The 18,211-nt window shown below is 48.2% G+C and carries 18 protein-coding genes; 15 read left to right on the plus strand and 3 right to left on the minus strand.

The genetic code is table 11. From position 1 onward, the window contains the following. Positions 1-25: 25 nt before the first annotated feature. The gene (locus BLV50_RS20980; RefSeq protein ID WP_090810032.1) at positions 26-448 is read right to left on the minus strand and encodes a MarR family winged helix-turn-helix transcriptional regulator; all 423 of its coding nucleotides are present in this window, start codon (positions 446-448) and stop codon (positions 26-28) included. A 274-nt stretch (positions 449-722) separates the two neighbouring features. Between BLV50_RS20980 and BLV50_RS20985 the strand changes: the two genes are divergently transcribed. Beyond that, the gene (locus BLV50_RS20985; protein WP_177031237.1) at positions 723-1,799 is read left to right on the plus strand and encodes a FecCD family ABC transporter permease; all 1,077 of its coding nucleotides are present in this window, start codon (positions 723-725) and stop codon (positions 1,797-1,799) included. Between the two features lie 2 nt (positions 1,800-1,801). Continuing rightward, complete coding sequence (locus BLV50_RS20990; RefSeq protein WP_090809829.1) at positions 1,802-2,569, plus strand: ABC transporter ATP-binding protein; 768 nt, start codon at positions 1,802-1,804, stop codon at positions 2,567-2,569. Between the two features lie 223 nt (positions 2,570-2,792). Here BLV50_RS20990 and BLV50_RS20995 read toward each other — a convergent pair whose 3' ends face one another. Further along, positions 2,793-3,395 carry a TetR/AcrR family transcriptional regulator gene (locus BLV50_RS20995; protein WP_090809831.1) on the minus strand — a complete coding sequence of 201 codons (603 nt, stop codon included), beginning with the start codon at positions 3,393-3,395 and terminating at the stop codon, positions 2,793-2,795. A 230-nt stretch (positions 3,396-3,625) separates the two neighbouring features. On the opposite strand from BLV50_RS20995, the gene ssuD reads away from it, so the two are divergent. After that, complete coding sequence (ssuD, locus tag BLV50_RS21000) at positions 3,626-4,786, plus strand: FMNH2-dependent alkanesulfonate monooxygenase (protein WP_090809833.1); 1,161 nt, start codon at positions 3,626-3,628, stop codon at positions 4,784-4,786. 124 nt (positions 4,787-4,910) lie between these two features. On the opposite strand, the gene BLV50_RS21005 is transcribed toward ssuD, so the two are convergent. Continuing rightward, complete coding sequence (locus tag BLV50_RS21005; RefSeq protein ID WP_090809835.1) at positions 4,911-5,477, minus strand: DUF421 domain-containing protein; 567 nt, start codon at positions 5,475-5,477, stop codon at positions 4,911-4,913. Between the two features lie 226 nt (positions 5,478-5,703). Here BLV50_RS21005 and BLV50_RS21010 point away from each other — a divergent pair, with 226 nt between their 5' ends. From BLV50_RS21010 to BLV50_RS21065, 12 genes are all read left to right on the plus strand, one after another. Next, on the plus strand, positions 5,704-6,195 hold the full coding sequence (locus tag BLV50_RS21010) for a HEAT repeat domain-containing protein (protein ID WP_161490660.1): 492 nt from the start codon (positions 5,704-5,706) through the stop codon (positions 6,193-6,195). A gap of 81 nt (positions 6,196-6,276) precedes the next feature. Continuing rightward, complete coding sequence (rnhA, locus tag BLV50_RS21015; RefSeq protein WP_090809837.1) at positions 6,277-6,939, plus strand: ribonuclease H; 663 nt, start codon at positions 6,277-6,279, stop codon at positions 6,937-6,939. Between the two features lie 195 nt (positions 6,940-7,134). Further along, positions 7,135-8,004 (plus strand): alpha/beta fold hydrolase, encoded by an 870-nt coding sequence (locus tag BLV50_RS21020; protein WP_090809839.1) that lies wholly within the window; start codon positions 7,135-7,137, stop codon positions 8,002-8,004. 155 nt (positions 8,005-8,159) lie between these two features. Beyond that, complete coding sequence (locus BLV50_RS21025) at positions 8,160-9,149, plus strand: serine/threonine protein kinase (RefSeq protein WP_090809841.1); 990 nt, start codon at positions 8,160-8,162, stop codon at positions 9,147-9,149. 252 nt (positions 9,150-9,401) lie between these two features. Further along, on the plus strand, positions 9,402-10,715 hold the full coding sequence (locus BLV50_RS21030; RefSeq protein WP_240321577.1) for an ABC transporter substrate-binding protein: 1,314 nt from the start codon (positions 9,402-9,404) through the stop codon (positions 10,713-10,715). A 69-nt stretch (positions 10,716-10,784) separates the two neighbouring features. Beyond that, on the plus strand, positions 10,785-11,666 hold the full coding sequence (locus tag BLV50_RS21035; RefSeq protein ID WP_090809843.1) for a carbohydrate ABC transporter permease: 882 nt from the start codon (positions 10,785-10,787) through the stop codon (positions 11,664-11,666). Between the two features lie 26 nt (positions 11,667-11,692). Next, entirely contained in the window at positions 11,693-12,511 is an 819-nt protein-coding gene (locus BLV50_RS21040) for a carbohydrate ABC transporter permease (protein ID WP_063567955.1), read from the plus strand. Positions 12,512-12,536: 25 nt separating this feature from the next. Then, positions 12,537-14,090, plus strand: coding sequence for a DUF4127 family protein (locus BLV50_RS21045; RefSeq protein WP_090809845.1), 1,554 nt, complete (start codon positions 12,537-12,539; stop codon positions 14,088-14,090). A 17-nt stretch (positions 14,091-14,107) separates the two neighbouring features. Then, a complete protein-coding gene (locus BLV50_RS21050; protein ID WP_231952726.1) occupies positions 14,108-14,815 on the plus strand; it encodes an N-acetylmannosamine-6-phosphate 2-epimerase in 708 nt (235 codons plus the stop codon). Further along, positions 14,802-15,629, plus strand: a complete 828-nt coding sequence (locus BLV50_RS21055; RefSeq protein WP_090809847.1) for a MurR/RpiR family transcriptional regulator — start codon at positions 14,802-14,804, stop codon at positions 15,627-15,629. The genes BLV50_RS21050 and BLV50_RS21055 overlap by 14 nt, the downstream gene beginning before the upstream one ends. Positions 15,630-15,657: 28 nt before the next feature. Then, entirely contained in the window at positions 15,658-16,611 is a 954-nt protein-coding gene (locus BLV50_RS21060; protein ID WP_090809849.1) for an ROK family protein, read from the plus strand. Beyond that, positions 16,601-18,193, plus strand: a complete 1,593-nt coding sequence (locus BLV50_RS21065; protein WP_090809851.1) for an FAD-dependent oxidoreductase — start codon at positions 16,601-16,603, stop codon at positions 18,191-18,193. Before BLV50_RS21060 ends, BLV50_RS21065 begins: the two co-directional genes overlap by 11 nt. Positions 18,194-18,211 lie beyond the last annotated feature (18 nt).

Below are 18,211 nucleotides of genomic sequence, written 5' to 3' on the forward strand. Positions count from 1 at the left end.
TATCAAACTATCACTCCAAAAAAAATTAGAAGTTGCCGTGAATTTTCATCAAAATTCGAAGCAGTTCCTTTTTCTCCGCTTCAGTAACATCCGCATAAAACGCGTCTAGCAAGCGCTGCGAGATATCTTCAAAGGCTGGTTTAAGTTGTTCTCCTTTTGCAGTCAATGTCACATGGACAATCCGTGAATCTGTTACATCACGTTCTTTGGCGACATAACCGCTGCGCACCAATTTTTCGACAAGCGCTGTGACCGTGGATTTATCCTTGCCAATTTTTTTGGCGATTTCAGCCATGGTCATTCGGGAATTATTGTACAGGGCGTAGATGATATCCCCATGGGAGGTGGCCAGATCATGGATTCCCTGTTCAGCCATCTCGGATAAAATGAAGCGGTTGACCTTCTCTTTAATTTTGGATATGAGTGATATAGCGTCTGTCGTTTTCATATTTGTAATATAGTTTGTTATCAAACTAATGTCAACCTCGGATTTCAATATTGGTGTGTAAAGGAGATAAAAAAAGAGCAGCTAGAATAATCTCCTGCTCTTTTGGTTGTATTCGAGTGTCCCTTTTCTTTATGTTTTTAAATTGACAAAGATAATCATTCTCAATTATAATCCGAGAAAATGCTTTGTAAATAGCTAAATTTTTATTATTCAAATTCAAGTGGAATTGATGGGGGAAGAGATGGCACAGACGGCTCAAATTCAGAAGCAGCGTATGGGAAAAAGGGAGTCCCTGATTCACAGCAAATCCGGTTTTGCAGTATTGATTGCCGCTTTAATCATCGTAATGGTTATTTCGGTTGGAATTGCAGTATCCATTGGACAGGTGAGCATTCCACTCGCTGAGTCTTATCGCATTCTGTTGTACAAATTAACCGGATTTCAATTCGGCTCTACGCCGATTGAGGCGGGGTCTTTTACGGATATTATCTGGCAGATTCGCTTTCCGCGTGTACTGATGGCCATGTTTATCGGTGCCGGGCTAGCTTTATGTGGTGCAGTTATGCAGGCTGCCGTGCAGAATCCACTTGCAGACCCGTATATACTGGGGATCTCCTCAGGAGCTTCACTCGGGGCCACGTTTGCCATTCTGATTGGATTCGGCGCAATTGGTTGGCTTGGTCAGACCGGGGTGGCTTTCTGGGCATTTGCCGGTGCCATGGGGGCGTCCTTGCTGGTCCTGGCTCTGGCAGGTATTCGGGGGAAAATGACATCGGTCAAGCTGGTGCTTGCCGGAATGGTCATTAATGCGCTGTGCAGTGCCTTTTCGAACTTTATCATTTATTTTGCTAACAATGCCGAAGGCATCAAGACCGTAACATTCTGGACCATGGGCAGTCTTGCCTCATCCGGATGGAACAAGCTTCCGCTGATTAGCATCGTTGTGCTCGTAGCCATTCTGTTCTTCCTATTGCAATCTCGGGTCCTTAATACGATGCTGCTGGGTGACGAAGCCGCGGTTACGCTAGGGATTAATCTCAGTGTATATCGCAGGTTGTATATGCTGTTAACGGCTCTCGTCACCGGCGTAATGGTGGCAAGCTGCGGCATGATCGGTTTTGTTGGATTGATTATTCCGCATATTGTGAGAGGGCTGGTTGGATCGGACCATCGTAAAGTCATGCCTGTATCCGTACTATTCGGTGCCATCTTCCTGATCTGGACGGATGTTATTGCACGATCACTGATTTCCAGCGTTGAATTGCCGATCGGGATTATTACAGCGATGATTGGTGCGCCGATGTTTATGTATATGTTAGTCAAAAAAGGCTACGGTTTTGGAGGAAAATAAACATGAAACTGAATGTAGAAAATGTATCCATATCGGTGCTGAACACGGATATTATCCGGGACATTTCTTTACAGGTAAAAGGCAAGCAATTCGTCGGACTGATTGGCCCGAATGGTTGTGGCAAATCAACGCTGCTCAAGAGCATCTATAAAGTGATCAAACCACAGCAAGGCAAAGTATTTCTCGATGATACGGACATTTTGAAATCCAGTCCCAAGGTCGTTTCAAGGCACATGGGCGTTGTGGGTCAGTTTAACGAATTGAGCTTTGATTTTACTGTGCGTGAAATGGTTATGATGGGTCGCACTCCTCACAAGAAGCTGCTGGAGACGGATAATGAACGGGATTATGAGCTCGTGGAACAGGCGTTGGAAAAGGTACATCTAACCGGACATGCGGACCGCAATTACGTGTCCCTGTCCGGCGGGGAGAAGCAACGTGTGGTCCTCGCACGAGTGCTGGCGCAGCAGCCCGAATTTCTGATATTGGACGAGCCTACCAATCATCTGGATATCAAATATCAGCTTCAGATCCTCAACATTGTGCGGAGTCTGGATATCGGCATATTGGCTGCGCTTCATGATCTCGAACTCGCTGCAGCGTATTGTGATTACCTCTATGTTGTGAAGCAGGGACAGATTGTGGTTCATGGCAAACCCGCCGATATCTTGACCCGTGAAATGATTGGTGAAGTATTCGACGTGGAATGTGAAATCTATGAAAATCCGGTTACCGGTGGCTTGGGTATTGCCTATTTGAGTACACGGTGAGACAAGGACTGTCTTAACAGAAACTCACACATGTTCTCTCATTATCTCTTCCACTATAACTCCGGTTGCACAGGCAATTATGGACTAAGTAGCAAAAGAAGAACTGTCTTTAAGCGGAATATATGCTTAAATGACAGTTCTTTTTGTTCTAGAGTCTCAAGTGTCACATGTCACGTGTATTCAGATGTCGTGCATCACCTTTTTGGAGATGTGGCTATTCCCTCTAAACCGATGCTCCCATCGCTTTATATGTTCCTAACAGGGCAATCCGGGTTAGTTGAAGAGCCATATGATGAGGTGAATTTACCTTATTGTCAGTAAGCCATTTGTGAATAATTCCAATGGTGGAGAAGCTGATGTGATCCAGCAAAATATCGAGAGGCACTTCTTTTTGCTCCATACCTAATTGGGATATCCGATCCAAAAACCTCTCTCTAATCACTTCATTCAACCGGCTGTTGAAATTCCCGGCAGGATTAATGAGTACCATCACCCGATAGAATTCATCATGCTCCAATATATGCTCGAACAATACTGCAAAAATGGGATCTGGCTCGTTAAATGAAGGTAGACTCCCAAGGTGGGAATTCCTTTCCGCTAGTAACTGCTCAAGCAGTTGAAACTTCTCATTCACCATGCTATCCAATAAATCATCCTTGTCTAGAAAGTGGGCGTAAAAGGTAGAGCGATTGATATTCGCTTGTTCCGCGATGTCTACGACACTAATTTCGGTAAAGGCTTTCTGTGGCAAAATTTTCAGGAGAGCTTTGGAAATCATCACACGGGTCCGTAAAATTCTTCGATCCACTCCACGGGATTCATTCACTTCTCATCACCTCGAAAACAACGGATTGATCAACTTTGTTGAGCCTTCAAATGGTTTGGGAATGTAGAATAACAAGACATTTCGCAACACATCGGTCAATTGTGTTGTTTAACCGTCAGATTCTGGCTAATTGATCGTTGATATCCAACGGATAATAGCTATCATAATAAATAAAACATACCAAATCAATCGGAAAAATAAAATATAAAGATAGGAATGAGGTCATACCTATGGAACTGTTTTGGTTTATTCCCACACACGGGGATGGCAGGTATCTTGGAACAAAAGAAGGGGCTCGGGCGGTCAGTTATCATTACTGCAAGCAGGTGGCACAAGCCGCGGATGAACTTGGATATGCCGGTGTTTTGTTACCTACGGGGAAGTCGTGTGAAGATGCGTGGATTGTTGCTTCATCGCTGATTTCTTCCACGGACAGGCTCAAGTTTCTTGTCGCTGCGCGTCCAGGTCTGATGATGCCAACCACAGCTGCACGTATGGCCGCAACCCTGGATCGTTTCTCCAAAGGAAGACTGCTGATCAATGTGGTGGCTGGTGGAGATCCAATTGAGCTTGAAGGAGAAGGGCTGTTCCTGGACCACGATGAGCGCTATGCGTTAGCCGATGAATTTCTGACCATTTGGCGCAAGGAATTGGAGGGAGAGGCGGTTGACTATGAAGGCAAATATCTGAAGGTTAAGGGTGGCTCCGTCCTGTATCCGACCATCCAAAAGCCACATCCCCCACTCTATTTTGGAGGTTCCTCGGATGCCGCAATGGAAGTGGCAGCGGACCATGTCGATGTGTATTTAACGTGGGGTGAGCCTCCGGGTCAGGTACAAGCCAAAATTCATCAAATGCGGGAGCTGGCTGCGAAAAAAGGAAGAAGCATTCGTTTTGGCATACGCATGCATGTTATTGTGCGTCCGACCGCAGATGAAGCATGGAAGGCCGCAAATGAACTGATCTCCCACCTGGATGAGGAGACGATAGCCGCTGCCCAGAAGATCTATGCTCGCATGGATTCCGTAGGACAACAGAGAATGGCCAAGCTGCATAATGGTGATCGTTCCAACCTAGAGATTAGCCCCAATCTGTGGGCGGGCATCGGCTTGGTCAGAGGTGGTGCCGGAACCGCACTTGTCGGTGATCCCGATCAGGTGGCAGCCAGAATCAGAGAGTATAAAGAACTGGGGATCGAGACCTTCATTTTATCCGGTTATCCGCATCTGGAAGAATGTTATCGTACCGCGGAGCTGCTGTTTCCAAAGCTTCAGTACTCGCAACATGGAGAAAGCGGCGATCATTCCTTTGTCGGTCCATTTGGAGAAATCATTGCCAATAACAACATTCCGGACCACATGGTCAAAACGGAAGTTACCTCCAAATCCTAATTTCATAACGGATTGCAGATTAAGGCAAAAAAAGACACCTGAAGGCATTCGGGTGTCTTTTTTACATGCTGTAGAAAGGGGCCACCTGCGGCCAGCCATCTCTATATCTGTTCAACTATTTCATTTACTGTATCTTGGAGTCAATTGGACGCGAGTGTCCATCCTGGATGACCTCTTGGAAAAGTTCTTTGGATTCCGTGGGCCACGTACCTTGCTTCAGGAGTGCTTCCAAATCGCCTATGGTTACTGGGCGTGCGTGCCGTTTGAGCACGTAACCGAGTTGCCCGTTTGGTTCCATCGTAGCCGTTTCCAGATCGGCAATGCTTGTAATCCCTTTTTCCCGCAACTGCATCTCCAATTGGTCCACGGAAAAGCGCATGCGTTTCAAATTCGGCAGATTCAACTTCCCATCTTCCACAACAACCTTCGATTTTCCGCTCATCAGTTTTTCAAACCAATTAAACTTCAATTGCAATTGTTCAACAATCAGAAGTGTGATGATAAATACCGCCGCTGACCCGATCGCTTTACCTAACTCATGATTCGCAATTGGCTGCACGATCGTTGTTCCGATTGAGATAATAATGACCGTTGTGGCTACACTCATTTGCGATATGGATTTACGTCCAGCAATCCGCAGCAGAATCATGCCAATCAGTACAAGCAAGATGGATTTCCATATCCAGTCCATTGGTTGTATTCCTTTCTGTAGCAAATCATGTGTCGTATTTCTTAGCCTGTTCCTGATCTGGTTGAAATATACAATTGCTTAGGACAAGAGATGTGGATAAGGAAAATAGTCCCGGCATGATAAGGACCATTATACTACATCCTAAAATAAGGAAATGACCGATATTATTATGGAGAGCTTTCTTCTAACTAAATGAGGAGTGATACAACGTACAATGTATACAAACATGATACAAAAGCATCTTTCCCAAGGAGATATGGAAGGCGTTGTTAAACAAATATCATATATTGGTGAAAAAAAGGATATAACTCAATTCGCTTTCTTGATTGAACTCCTGAAATCTACGGACAACGCCATACTACGCAACACAATTGCTATCGCTTTATCTGACATTGGAGATGATCGAGCAGTCGAACCGTTAATTGAAGTCATCACAGACTCCAAGACATCAGGAAGCAGAGGCACATTGCTATACGCTCTTGAAAACCTGAATTACATAGTACATATTGAGAACATTATTCCATTTATCGGTGATTCCAGTCTGGAAGTGAGCGCGCAGTCATTCATGTTGCTGGAGCAAATGATGGATAAGTTATCTGATTTACAAAACCTTAGGTGTCAAACAATTATTGAAATGCAAATCTCACATAACCAAAGCAAGCTTCTGGAAGTAGCATTAGACATGTTGAAGAAATGGAGGTATCAAGTGCAGGAATAAGATAAACACGCTTCTTTCAATCTCACCTCCCTATCGTTTACAATAAGGAATTGAATGCAGCAAACGAAGGAGCGGGTCATATTGGCAAAGCAGAAATACTATGTCGTCTGGGCAGGAAAGCAGCCTGGCGTATACAGCACATGGGCGGAATGCAAAGCACAAACGGATCATTTTACCGGAGCAAAATATAAATCGTATGAATCGAAAGCTGCCGCCGAAGAGGCATATCGTGCAGGATGGAAAGGAAACTGGGGTACGGGTGCCAGTGGTTCAGGCGCTTCTTCGAAGACGAAGTCTGGCAGTAGCGGAAGAAGTGCGGGCATGGAGACCTCCGCAGAAATTGACTATGACAGCATCTCGGTTGATGTTGGTACGCGTGGGAATCCAGGGCCGGTGGAATATAAAGGCGTAGATACCCGCACGGGTGAGATTATTTTTTCCGTTGGGCCAATCTCCAAAGGTACGAATAATCTGGGTGAATTTCTCGCCATCGTACATGCCTTGGCGTATCTCAAAAAAGAGGGCAGTGGTAAGACGGTTTATACGGACTCCGTCAATGCGATGAAATGGTTGAAGCAAAAAGCGGTGTCCACCACGCTCGCAAGGGATGCTTCCACCGAAGAGATCTGGCTGATGATTGACCGTGCAGAGCAGTGGCTGCGGACGAATACGTACAGCAATAAAGTGCTAAAATGGCAGACCAAGCAGTGGGGCGAAATCAAGGCAGATTACGGCCGAAAATAGCCCTATTTCTCTACAATTTCTATATTATTAATTTTCTATGAGAAACGATGTTTACAATTTCCAGTTTCCATTCTATAATCAGTTCATTATGATAAGTTACACATATGAAGGAGCCTGTCATCAGCGGGCTCTTTTATATTTATGGACCTTAAAATCCATAAAATGTTGAAAGAGTATACTTTGCAGGAGGCAGACATGAGTTCCATTTATAGAAGTGAAGAAGGCAAGAGCAGCATACTTGAGGAATACGAAGCGTATGTTGAGCAATTGGGCGAAGGTTTTACACGAGAGTACGTCGAGACACGTTTTGGACAAACGCATGTTTTATTAACAGGTCCAGAAGACGGTAAGCCGCTATTTATTCTCCAGGGCGGAAATTGTGTGAATCCGATGACGTTGTCATGGTTCTCTTCTCTTTTCAAAGATTACCGGATTATCGCGCCGGATACGATCGGTCATCCAGGCTACAGTGAAGAAACACGAATTTCGGCAAGGTTTGATAGTTTGGCTTTGTGGATTTCTGATTTGCTGGATCACTACAAGATCGAAAAAAGTGCGTTTATCGGTCCTTCCTTTGGAGGCGGAATTATCCTAAGACTGGCAACTTACATTCCGGACCGAATTGCATGTTCTGTTCTGGTAGCACCCGCTGGACTGGCCGTAGGATCTAAAATTAAAATGGCTCAGGATATCGTGTTGCCACTCGTAACGTACAAAATGACTTCTTCTCCAACTTCTTTGCAAAAGATCGCGGATATCATGTCATGCAGTTGTATGAAAGAAATAGATAAAAATATAATCGGGAAAATCTTCAAATACGTCAGTCTGGAGCAGGATATGCCCAAGCTTACGGAGCAGGACGAATTGGTGAATTATACATCGCCAACTCTGCTGCTGGTGGGAGAAAAGGATGTCTTTTTCCCGGCAGTTAAGGTCATTGAAAGAGCTCAGAAGATTATTCCGAATGTCAAAGCAATCAAATACGACACAGGTCATTTCCCGTCTCAAGACGTGTTGATCCAGATGAACCAAGAAATTCAGCAATTTTTACAGAAGAATTATTAAATATAGAAATTTTTTAATATTTCCGCATGGTTGTGATTCAAATTGCATCATTTGGTTTATATACATGGTTGGCGATGAAACGCCTGTCTGGTTGGACCGAATGATGCAACATGCGGCAAGTCTTCCGATCGACAAGGTTGAAAAGAGGGTCTGTTATGAAAAAGGACAATTGTAAAATGGCATTGCAACGCAATGTAATTTTAAATGATACATATCAGGTAAGACATCTCATGGCTAGCAGTGAGCTGGCTATTGTATATGCAGGAAGAGATCGGAATACAGGTGCAAAAGTAGCGATCAAGGAGTTTTTCCCCCAAAGGCTGGCGGCACGTCAGGCTGACAAACGGGGTGTGTTCTGTTCTTCACGAGGGTTCAGTGGTCAGTATCAGGAACTTCTTGCTGCATTTTTGGTAGAAGGAGAGCTGTTATCCACGTTGAATCATCCTCATATTGTGTCGTATGTGGATCATTTTGAAGAAAATGACACGGGGTATCTTGTTATGGAATATTGTACAGGGGTAACCTTAACCGAATATCTGATTGAGCGAAATCATGCACTGGACGCGGCATTTATTACCGAGACATTGCTCCCGCTGGTAGATACACTGGACTATATTCATAAGCAGGGAATTCTTCATCGTGATGTGAAGCCATCCAATATTATGGTGATGGAAGACGGTACGCCCAAACTACTGGACTTCGGTTCAGCAGCTCGTTGGCCTGTACAATCCGGGGAAAAACAGGCGATCTTTACATCGGCCGGGTATTCGCCGCTTGAGTTCTACTCGGAGAAATCCAGTCAGGGACCGATGTCAGACATATATAGCCTGGCAGCGTTGCTTCATTATTGGACATGCGGGCAGCCCCCTATGGATGTTAAACAGCGACTGTTCCGCGATGAATTGCCATCTGTGCGTTCTCATAATGAGTATGTGAACCGGTGGCTCGCACGCGTTATTCACTGGGGATTATCAGTTCGTTCCGAGCAACGTTGTGCGTCCCTCGCATGGGTTAAGAGATCGCTTCAAGTACAGGCCTGGATGTGGAAAATACGCAAACCTGGCACGGTAGAATGGGTTTTGGCTGAAAATGAACATACCCAAGTCTACGAAGCAGAGCCGAAGAAACAGCATGAGACGGCTTGATTGCAGCCTTGTCTTATACATATAGTCGTAACAAACAAGCCAGTTTGGTCCTTTCACGGATCGAACTGGCTTGTTTTTGTGTTTTTTTAGCCTAAAAGAAAAATTATTTCTTTTTTTAATTTATTTCTGGAAGAATACTTCATTCTAACTCCAGGGTCTGCATATACTCCATTGGAAAGATGGAGTAATTAGCCAGGAAATCTGACGTAAGCGCCGGCTCCCGTCTTACACCAAACTGAGGGGGAATGTTGTGTGACCACCAACAGAAAGGGCTTCACAGTTTCTTTGCTGCTAGTCGTTATGATGTCTATGCTGCTTGCCGCCTGCGGAGGAAATGACAATACGGCTGGTACGCCGAGTCCGGGAAGCACTGGGGAGACGGGTACGGAAGCTGGAAAGCCGGTGACACTGGAGTTTTGGACGATTGCTTTACAGCCAACGTTCAACGATTACTTCAATGAATTGATTGCCAAGTATGAGAGCAGTCATCCTGGCGTGAAGGTCGAGTGGAAGGACTATCCTTATGATGCCATTTCGCAACGTTTATTGACCAGCACGGCCAGTGGCAAAAGTCCTGATGTTGTGAATCTCAATACCGAATTCGCCAGTCAATTGGGAAGTAAGGGAGCGCTGCTGAATCTGAGCGAATACCTGACAGATGAGGAAGCGAAGAGTTACTTTGAAGGCATTTATAATTCTACTGTTTTGGATGGCAAAGCTTACGCGCTTCCTTGGTACACAGGTACCGAAGTGCTGTTCATGAATACCAAGCTGGTGAAGGAGGCAGGCCTTGATCCGGCAAATCCGCCGCAGACCCGAGAGGAACTCGTGGAGTGGGCCCGTCAGGTCCATGAAAAGACCGGAGTGGCCGGTTATGCGCAGCAGCTTATTTCCAAGCTATTTCCAATCGACGGCATCCCGATTCTAAATGAGGACAAAACGGCTGCCGCTTTCAATACGCCGGAGGCAGAGGCGATGATCGCTCAAATGCGTGATCTGATGGCCGAAGGCGTGGTGCTGAAGGAGGATGCGGAATTCAGCAAGCAGATCCAGTATTTTTCCGGGGAGCAGGTCGCTTTTCAATTGTCGGGTCCAACCTTTATTAACTTTATCAAGAAATCTGCACCGGATGTTTACAAGAATACGATTGCGGTAACGCTCCCAACGGGCAAAGCGAACCTCCGGCTCTCCAATTCCATGGATCTCGTCGTGCCACAGAAATCCAAAAACCCTGAGCAAGCGGTGGAATTTGCAGCCTTTATTACCAATGCAGAGAACCAGACTGCCTTCTCCAAGGTAGCCAACACGCTGCCGTCGAGCAAAGCCTCCATTGAAGATCCGTTCTTTACGCAATCCGACGGATCGCTGGAAGCCGAAGCCAAGGTAGCCTCCTCTCAAAGTCTAGATAAAGCAACTGATTACATGGTCGGCGTACCGAATGCAGGAGATATCAACTCCGCATTGGCACGGGGCTTGCAGGAAATTTTGATGAACGGAGCAGATATTAAAGAAACCTTGAACGCAGTGGAGAAGGAAGTTAACCAAATTCTTAACCAAGATTCCTGAACTTAAGCGGTACAGTCTGATGAGGGGGGAGTACTCCCCCTCAATCCTAGAAGAGAGGGAGGCGTAGCCGTGTACAAGGCGATTCGATCCGAATCTTTTGCTGCATGGGCGTTTATGGCACCGGGAATGTTGTTTCTGGCGGTTTTCACCTTTTGGCCGATTATTTACGGGATACCCCTCTCATTAACCGATTATTCTGTCATTACAGAGACACATTTCGTTGGTTTGGATAACTTTACCCGGGCCTTTCAAGATCATAATTTCCTGATTTCGCTGTGGAATTCGTTGGTGTATGTGCTGGTTGTACCGGTGATTCAAATCATTTCGATCCTCATGGCCATTCTGGTTAACAGCCGAATTCCAGGTGTCAAAATGTTCAGGGCAGCCTACTACATACCGGTTGTAACTTCCATGGTCGCAGTGGCGCTGATCTGGAGCTGGCTGTTGGGCAATAACGGCGTAGTCAATTACCTGCTGCTGAAGGTTGGCATTCTCAGTGAGCAAGTCTCCTGGCTTTCCACGAGCAGTACTGCGCTGTATGTGCTGATGTTCATCACCATGTGGAAGGGTCTCGGCTATTACATGATGCTCTATCTGGCTGGGCTTCAAAGTATTCCGGCAGATCTGTATGAAGCCGCCAGAGTGGATGGAGCTGGACCGCTGAGACTGATTATTCATGTGACGCTTCCGTTGCTGCGGCCGCATATTCTTTTTTGCACCGTAATTTCGGTGATGGGTGCCGTTCGTGTATTCGATGAGGTCTATATTCTCACCAAGGGCGGGCCGGGAACGTCCACGTTGACCTCAAGCGTATATATTTTCCAAAAAGGGCTGGAGCAATTCAATTTCGGGTATGCCTCGGCGCTTGGGCTGATCGTCAGTGTGATGGTAGCGGCGCTCAGTGTGTTGGTGTTCCGGCTGAACCGGAGAGGCGGGGTGAATACCTATTGATTCGGCATACGCTTTCGTCTAAAAAAATGAAAAAAGCCCTTCGTCATTTGATCATTTATGTACTGTTGATTTTGCTTGCCCTGTTTATGATGGGTCCTTTTCTGTGGCTGCTCAGCGTATCGCTGATGCCTGGTCGTAATGTGTTCGCGAATCCACCAGCAATTCTCCCTACCTTCATCGCTTTCGATAACTACGTGCAGGTGTGGGAGTTCATGGATTTTCCACGCTACATCATAAATACGGTGGTGATTACGCTCCTTGGGGTAGTGTTTAACATCTTCTTGTCCTGCCTTACGGCGTATCCACTCGCCACCTTTCGGTTCAGGGGACGTAATCTGGTGTTCACGCTGCTAATCTCGACCATGATTATCCCTTCGGCAACGGCGATGATTGTGCATTATTTAACGATTCAGGCCTTTCACTTGGGCAATACGTTTCTTGGGGTTGTGCTTCCGGCCGCGGTGTCGGTATTTAACATTTTTCTGATGCGACAAACGTTTCTGGGCATACCGACAGATATTCGGGATTCTGGCAAAATGGATGGAGCCTCCGAGTTCCGTATCTTCGTGCAGCTTGTCATGCCATTGGTGAAACCAGGGGTTGCCGTCATTGGTTTGCTTGAGGTCATGGCATTCTGGAACAATTTCCTGTGGCCGATTGTGGTGCTGGATGATCCGCAGAAATATCCACTGGCTGCGGCCCTGACGTATTTGAACGGTCAGTTCTCGTATAACTTCGGCTGGATTGCCGCCGGCACCATGATCTCGGTACTGCCGATTATCATCGTGTTCCTTTTCACCCAAAAATACTATATGGAAGGCATCGCCGGAGCGATTAAAGGATAAAAACACAGAAAGGGTGATCGCATTCATGCCGAAGCAGTATAAGCTAACCTTTGTTCCGTTAGATGAACGGCCTTGCAATTATGAGTTTCCTTATTTGTTGGCACAGGGAACGGAATTCAAAGTTGAGCGTCCCCCACTTGAAATCATGGGCCTAAAAAAACGTCCGGGCGATGTGGAACAGTTATGGACCTGGTTTGAGGAGAGCTGTGCAAGGGCAGATGGAGCAATCGTTGCCTTGGATACGTTGCTCTACGGCGGGATTATTCCTTCCCGGCTACATCAGTTGGAGCCGGATGAACTGACGGCCCGTCTGGAGCTCCTTCGGGGGATCAAGCAGCGGTACCGGCAGCTAACCCTGTATGCGTTTCAACTGATTATGCGCTGCCCGCAATATTCCCTGTCCGATGAGGAGCCGGATTATTATGCCGACTGGGGAAGAGAGATTTTTCGCAAAGGTTTCATCAGCCATCGGATGGAGCTGGGGATTGCGACGGATGAGGAGATCCGCGAGCTGGCCGATATCGATAACCGTCTACCAATGGAAGTGCTGGAAGATTACCTGGGACGCAGGGCCGTAAATATTGAAGCTAACAAGCAAGTGCTGGCTCTGGTGCAGGAAGGAATTATCGACTTCATGATTGTGCCGCAGGATGATTCGGCGCCTTATGGACATACAGCCAAGGATCAGGAGAAAGTGCGAGCCCGGATTACCGCCCTTGATCTGGAACTTAAAGTCTACATGTATCCTGGTGCGGACGAAGTTGGTTGCGTATTGCTCTCCAGAATGATGAACAAGGCTCACGGCCGGATGCCGCTGGTGTACCCACGATTATCATCTGTTCAGGGGGCGTTTGTTACTCCACTATTCGAGGATCGATTTTTCTATGAGACGCTGAAATATCAGATTTTGGCTGCAGGTGGGTTAATTGCATCCAGTGAGACTGAAGCAGATCTGGTGCTGTTGATTAGCACACCCGGAGAGACGATGGCGGAAGCGGTGTCGCAGCAGCATTCTTTTTACAGCTACGATGTATACCGAAACCTGATGGAACTGGTGGAATATGGACACTTTCTGCTCAGGAGCAAGAACAAGCCGGTGGCTGTAGCGGATGTGGGATATGCCAATGGTGGGGATCAGAAGCTGGTCAAGATGCTGCGGCAAAAAGACATGTTATTTGATCTGGCTGGATATGCCGCCTGGAATACCAGCTCCAACTCGCTAGGAACCGTCATTTCGCAGGCCATGATCTATCTGCTCTATGGTCGTACACCGTCGCATCTTGATTTCCTCGCCCTCCGCTATGCTGAGGATGTCTGCTATTGTTCAGTCGTTCGGGGAGAACTTAGCAATGGCCCGGTGCAGGAGATGGGATATGGCAAGTACTTGCTGGATGGGTCTCGTGGCCTTGTTGCCGCCCGAGTAGAGGAAAGGTTGCGACAAGAGCTTACTGTGCGGATCGATACTGCAGCAGGGAGTATCCAGATTACCGATTGTTATATGCCATGGAACCGGATGTTCGAAGTGGGCCTGTCTGTACGATTCGTACCATCCAACCCAGGTAAGGAAAGCAGAATATAAGAGAGAGGGTGGAAACCCTGACAAAGGTAGTGCTGGAGAAACTGCATTTGGGGCTAATTGTTTCCTGCCAGGCGCTGGCTGACGAACCGCTGCATGGCGCGGCGATGATGGCTCGTATGGCAGCTGCTGCGGAGGAAGGAGGGGCCGGGGGTATTCGGGCGAATGGGGCAGCAGATGTACGTGCGATCAAGCAGACCGTCTCATTGCCGATTATTGGCATCGTGAAACGCAATTACCCGGATTCTGCTGTATATATCACCCCAACCCTCAGAGAAATTGACGAGCTGCTGGAGGCCGGAGCGGATATCATTGCATTTGATGCGACCCGCCAGAGCAGGCCGGAAAATTATACATTGGAGCAAATCACCGCCTATCTGAACGCAAATGGGGTGGTTTCCATGGCAGACATCTCCATTCTGGAGGAAGCTGTATACGCTGAGTCACTTGGAGTCAGCTGTGTTTCGACTACACTATCGGGTTATACACCGTATTCCCGGCAGCAGGAAGGGCCTAATTTGGAGCTGCTGGGGATGTGCGCACAGCGGTTGAAGATTCCGGTCATTGCCGAAGGGCGGATTAGTAAACCCTCTCAGGTAGAAGAGGCGCTTGATCTGGGGGCATACGCTGTTGTGGTGGGCTCCGCAATAACTCGGCCACAGCTAATTACCCGACAGTTCGCAGCAGTGACCCAAAAAGCGAGGATGAAGAGTAATGGAGATGAATGACCGAATTAATACGTATTATCCTTCCATGACCAAGTCGGAGCAGAAGGTGGCCAGGTGCGTACGGGACAATCCGGATAATATAATCTATTTGTCTGTGACTGAGCTGGCTGATTTTGCTGGTACCGGAGAGACCACGGTGATGAGATTCTGCCGTAAAATCGGGTTTAAAGGCTATCAGGATTTCAAGCTGATGCTGGCCCAAGGGCTGCCGAAACGGCAGAACCAGCCAGACGGCGAGCAGGGAGAGGACGATTACGCCGACCATTTATATACCGCGATGGTGGGTGTGCTGCAATCCAGCTTGGGTATGCTGGATCGCAGCCAGTTGGAGCAGGCAGTAAAGTTTCTGGACAGCGCACGACATGTGCAATTCTTCGGCGTGGGCTCGTCAGGCATTACCGCTATGGATGCCAAGAACCGTTTTCTGCGCATCGGCCGACGTGCGGAAGCGAATTCCGACAGCCATATTCAGTCCATGATGGCGGTAACGATGGGAGAAGGTGACGTGGCTTTTGGCATCAGCGTGTCCGGCAGTACGCTGGATACCAACGATATGCTGATGAAGGCCAAACAAAACGGGGCTAAGGTGATTGCCATGACGAACTATGCCAAATCCCCCATTGCTTCTATTGCGGATATCTTGCTCTTGACCGCGGGGAAGGAGTCTCCCCTTGAAGGCGGTTCTGTAGGAGCTAAAATCTCTCAGCTGTTTATTATCGACTTGCTCTGCCAGGGGCTGGAGCGCGAGCATGGCGAAGAGACCAAAAAGATGAAAGAATTAACGGCCAGGGCAGTTATCGACCGTATTTATTGAAGGGTTTGTGTGAATAGGAGGAAAGCATATGCCACAGGTCATTGGCGTGGATGTAGGTGGCACAGGCATTAAAGGGCTTGTAGTCAATGAAGCCGGAGTCGTTCTGGTGGAGGCTACATGTGCAACCGAGGCCCGGTTGGGCCGGAAGGCCATACTTGGCCAGCTGCGCGGGTTAATAAGTGAACTGTTGTCTAGCTGTGAAGAAGTGAAGGCACTGGGTATTGCCTCGGCAGGAAGGGTGAATGTGGAAACGGGTGCAGTGATCCACGCAACGAATAATTTACCTGGCTGGCAGGGAATGCCACTGACACAGTGGGCAACAGCGGAATTTGGCCTACCTTCAACTGCTGATAACGATGCCAATGCTGCACTGCTCGGCGAGGCGTGGCTTGGTACCGGCCGCGGTAAGCAGAACCTGGTTATGCTGACACTCGGAACTGGGGTCGGTGGGGCCAATATGGCATTTGGCAGGATGTTACGGGGAGTAGACTGGCGCGGTGGGGACTGGGGGCACAGTGTGCTGGTGCCTGACGGTCGGCCTTGTAATTGTGGCAAACGCGGCTGCGTGGAGCAATACATTTCCGGTAGTGCACTGATGCGGTTGGCGCGGGAACAGAAGGGCAACACGTATACTCACGGCCGAGAGATTATGACCGCTGCAAGCCAGGGAGAAGCAATAGCGTTGTGCATTCTAGAGCGTTACATATCTGATTTGGCCTTGGTTATTGCGAATATATCTGCCTCGATAGATCCGGAATTGATTATTCTTGGTGGCGGTGTGACCCATGATCAGGCTATATGGTGGCCGATGCTTACCGCTAAGTTATCCAGTGTCGGGTTGGCAGACAGGGTTGCAGTGGCTGAACTCGGTAACTGGGCAGGCTGTATCGGGGCGGCGCAGCTGGCCTTGGAACGTCTACGTAAGGACGGCGTTGGCTGGTCTGAAGGCAGTGACAGGGAGGAGACAAAGCATGGGGATTGAACAGGAGAAACACAGTGATATCGTCATTATTGGCGGTGGTCTTGGCGGGACTGCAGCTGCGCTGGCTGCAGCCAAGGCAGGGCAACGGGTACTTTTGACGGAAGAGACGGACTGGCTTGGCGGTCAATTGACCTCACAGGCAGTACCGCCAGATGAACACCGCTGGATTGAACAATCTGGCAGTACAGCATCGTATCGTGAGTTCCGCAGCCGAGTCAGAGATTACTACAGACGGAACTACCCGCTTACGGATGTCGCCAAGAGCGATCCTGTTCTTAACCCCGGCAATGGCTGGGTGAGCCGCTTGGCGCATGAACCGAAGGTCGCGCTTGCCGTTTTGCACGAGATGCTTGCGCCTTACGTGAACACCGGTCGAATCGAGGTGCTCTATCATACTGTGCCAGTTCAGGTAGATACAGCAGGTGACCGGGTGACTAGCGTGACTGTGCGTGAAGAGCGAAATGGGGGATTAATTAAGCTCCAGGGTGCCTATTATCTGGATGCTACAGAATGCGGTGATCTGCTTCCCCTTGCGGGAGTAGAGTATGTAAGTGGAGCGGAATCCCGGCGGGATACGGGTGAGCCACATGCCCTGGATGAAGCGAACCCGCTAGACATGCAGTCGATTACCCATGTGGCGGCAGTGGATTATGTGCCGGGAGGAGACTTCACGATCCCTTGTCCGAGGGATTATGATTACTGGCGTCAGTATGTTCCCTCGTTCTCACTGTATCCGATCCTGAGCTGGTACGCTTCGGATGCTAATGATACTTCCAAGCTGAAAGAGTTCACGATGTTCCCGAATGATCAGGGCATAACCCCCCTGTGGGATTATCGGCGGATCGTTGACCCGGCTATATGGACAGAGTCACTGAATGATGGTGAAGTCACGCTGCTCAACTGGGCACTGAACGATTATTACGCCGGGCCAATCATTGGCGTATCGCCGGAGAAACGAGAGCGGCATCTGGAAGGGGCGAGGCAACTAACTCTTTCCTTAGTATACTGGCTTCAGACAGCAGCTCCCCGCCTGGACGGCGGAAAGGGTTATCCGGGCGTAAGGCTGCGTGGAGATGTGCTCGGTACGGAAGACGGTCTCGCGAAAGCTCCGTATATTCGGGAATCACGGCGAATCCGAGGCGTATATACCATTACCGAGCAGGATGTGAGCAAGGCATTGCGCGGAGCAGAGGGAGCCAAACGTTACGAGGATAGTGTGGGTGTCGGCAGTTATCATCTGGATCTCCATCCAACAACCGTGAGTCAGCGGACTTTTTATATACCGAACCATCCCTATGAGATTCCGCTGGGTGCACTCATCCCGGTGCGAGTCAAGAACTTGCTCCCAGCTTGCAAAAATATCTCCATGACCCAGATTGCGAACGGTTGTTACCGTCTGCATCCTACCGAATGGAATATTGGCGAGGCTGCCGGAACCCTTGCCGCTTATGCCATTTCACAGCAAGTAGAGCCCTCAGAGGTGAGGGCTTCGGCGAAGCATCTTCACGACTATCAGGCACAGCTGATTCGGCAGGGTGTTCAGCTTCATTGGACAGAAGTGGAGCTGGCAGGGGAGTGTTAGATAGACTTTTAAGAGAAC

The organism is Paenibacillus sp. 276b, assembly GCF_900107875.1.
Classification (GTDB): Bacteria; Bacillota; Bacilli; order Paenibacillales; family Paenibacillaceae; genus Paenibacillus; species Paenibacillus marchantiae.